The following is a 2,767-nucleotide window of genomic DNA, read 5'->3' as shown; positions in this document are numbered from 1 at the left end:
GCGGCACCTGGCCGACGGCGGTGCCCGAGGGGGCGCGGGCGGTGCACACCGGCAACCCGGTGCGGGGCGCGGTCCTCGACCGCGAGGGGGCGACCTACATCGAGCCGGGCGAGCATCCGATGGGCCTGCTCGTCATCGGCGGCAGCCAGGGGGCCGGGGTCTTCGCCCGCGTGGTGCCCGAGGCGATCGCGCTGCTTCCGCCCGAGCTCCGGGAACTGCTCCGCGTCAGCCAGCAGGTGCGGCCCGAGGACATGGACCGGGTGCGCGCCGCCTACGAGCGGATCGGGCTGGCCGCCGACCTGCGCGCCTTCTTCGAGGACGTGCCCGACCGGCTGGCCGAGGCGACGCTGGTCGTCAGCCGGGCCGGCGCGAGCTCGGTCGCCGACATCAGCGTGATCGGGCGGCCGGCGATCCTCGTCCCCTATCCCTACGCCACGGACGACCACCAGGCGGCCAATGCCGCCGGGCTGGTTTCCGCCGGTGGCGCCTTCGTGATCCGCGAGGAGGAGTTGACGGCCGAGGTGCTCGCGGGGCACATCGCGGCGATTCTCGGCGATCCCGAGGGTGCGGCCGCCATGGCGCGGGCGAGCCGGGGAGAGGGGCGCCCCGACGCGGTGGAGCATCTGGCGGCGCTGGTCGAGGACCTCGCCCGAACGGAGGAGACCGAGGCATGAACGGACAGACGCGGCTGCCGCACGACATCGGCGCCATCCATTTCGTCGGCATCGGCGGGATCGGCATGTCGGGGATCGCCGAGGTGCTGCTCAACCACGGCTTCACCGTGCAGGGGTCGGACGCCAAGGCGAGCCCGATCACCGAGCGGCTGGCCTCGAAGGGGGCGAAGGTCTTCATCGGCCAGCGGGCGGAGAACCTCGAGCGGGCGCAGGTGGTGGTGATCTCATCGGCGATCAAGCCGGGCAACCCCGAGCTCGACGCGGCGCGGGCGCGGGCGCTGCCCGTCGTCCGCCGCGCCGAGATGCTGGCCGAGCTGATGCGACTGAAGTCGAACGTGGCGGTGGCCGGCACGCACGGCAAGACGACGACGACCTCGATGGTGGCGGCGCTGCTCGATGCCGGCGGCATGGACCCGACGGTGGTGAACGGCGGGATCATCCATGCCTACGGCTCGAACGCGCGGATCGGGCAGGGGGAGTGGATGGTGGTGGAGGCCGACGAGAGCGACGGGACCTTCGTGAAGCTGCCGGCGACGATCGCGGTGGTGACGAACATCGACCCGGAGCATCTCGACCACTACGGCGACTTCGAGGGGGTGAAGGCGGCGTTCGACACCTTCGTCTCCAACATTCCCTTCTACGGGCTGGCGGTCTGCTGCATCGACCATCCGGAGGTGCAGGCGATGGTCGGGCGGATCACCGACCGGCGGGTGGCGACCTACGGCTTCTCGCCGCAGGCCGACGTGCAGGGCAGGAACCTGCGCTACGAGAACGGGGGCGCCGTCTTCGACGTGGTGCTGAACGGGGAGAAGCGGAAGATCGAGGGGGTGACGCTGCCGATGACCGGGGACCACAACGTCTCGAACGCGCTGGCCGCGATCGCGGTGGCGCGGCACCTCGGCGTGCCGCCGACGGCGATCAAGGCGGCGCTGGCCGCCTTCGGCGGGGTGAACCGGCGGTTCACCAAGGTGGGGGTCTGGAACGGGGTCACCATCATCGACGACTACGGGCACCATCCGGTGGAGATCGCGGCGGTGCTGAAGGCGGCGCGGCAGGCGACGAAGGGCAGGGTGATCGCCGTGCACCAGCCGCACCGCTACAGCCGGCTGAAGGACCTCTTCACCCAGTTCTGCGCCTGCTTCAACGATGCGGACGTGGTGGCGATCGCCGATGTCTATTCGGCGGGCGAGGCGCCGATCGAGGGGATCAGCCGCGACACGCTGGTCGGCGGGCTGATCGCGCACGGGCACCGGCGGGCGCTGCCGCTCGGCGGCGAGGAGGCGCTGGCCGACTTCGCGCGGGCGGAGTGCCGGCCGGGGGACCTGCTGGTCTGCCTCGGGGCGGGGTCGATCTCGGCCTGGGCCAACGCGCTGCCGGAGCGGCTGAACGCGGGCAACCACCAGGAGGAGCCGGTCGACGCCTGAGGGGCGCGGGCGCGCGCGTGCGCCCTGCCGGTATCCGTTTGAAAGAGCTGGATAATTTTCTCGTATAGACGTTGTATATACGAGCCGCGGGGGGAAGGGGCCATGCTGATCCGTCCCGAGGCTGAGGGCGATGAGGCGGCGATCCGGCAGGTGACCGAGGCGGCCTTCGCCGTGGCGGAGCACCGCTCGGGGACGGAGGCCGCCATTGTGGAGGGCCTGCGCGCGGCGGGGCGGCTGACGCTCTCGCTGGTGGCCGTCGCCGGTGGCGAGGTGATCGGGCATGTCGCCTTCTCGCCGGTCACGGTCGGGGGCGAGGAGGTGGGGTGGTTCGGGCTCGGGCCGCTGTCGGTCCGGCCGGAGCGGCAGGGCGAGGGGGTCGGCTCCGCGCTCGTCCGCGAGGGGCTGGCCCGGCTGCGCCGGGCCGGCGCGGCGGGATGCGTGGTGCTGGGCGACCCGGGCTACTACCGCCGCTTCGGCTTCGAGGCGGACCCGGCGCTGACCTTCGCGGGCGTGCCGGCCGCGTATTTCATGCGGCTGGTGATCGCGGGCGCGGCGCCGGCCGGCGCCGTCGTCTATCAGCCGGCCTTCTACCAGGCGTGAGAAGCGGGCTCGGGACCCACCGGCAAACAGGCCCTGGCCGGGGCGGCCCCTGGCGAGGGGGGCTTGCGG

Annotated in this window: 3 protein-coding genes; all 3 read left to right on the top strand. The window is 72.7% G+C overall.

Translation table 11 applies throughout. The annotated features are described in order from the left end of the window. The coding region (locus tag Q0112_RS02240) for a glycosyltransferase (RefSeq protein WP_297970828.1) at window positions 1-674 on the top strand (674 nt) is incomplete at its 5' end. Beyond that, window positions 671-2,098, top strand: a complete 1,428-nt coding sequence (gene murC, locus Q0112_RS02235; protein WP_297970826.1) for a UDP-N-acetylmuramate--L-alanine ligase — start codon at window positions 671-673, stop codon at window positions 2,096-2,098. The genes Q0112_RS02240 and murC, both read left to right, overlap by 4 nt. A 102-nt stretch (window positions 2,099-2,200) precedes the next feature. Continuing rightward, the gene (locus Q0112_RS02230; protein ID WP_297970824.1) at window positions 2,201-2,698 is read left to right on the top strand and encodes a GNAT family N-acetyltransferase; all 498 of its coding nucleotides are present in this window, start codon (window positions 2,201-2,203) and stop codon (window positions 2,696-2,698) included. The last annotated feature ends 69 nt before the right edge of the window (window positions 2,699-2,767 follow it).

The organism is uncultured Amaricoccus sp. (genome assembly GCF_937858865.1).
In the GTDB taxonomy this organism is placed as follows: Bacteria; Pseudomonadota; Alphaproteobacteria; order Rhodobacterales; family Rhodobacteraceae; genus Amaricoccus.
This window is presented reverse-complemented; position numbering and strand designations above follow the sequence as displayed.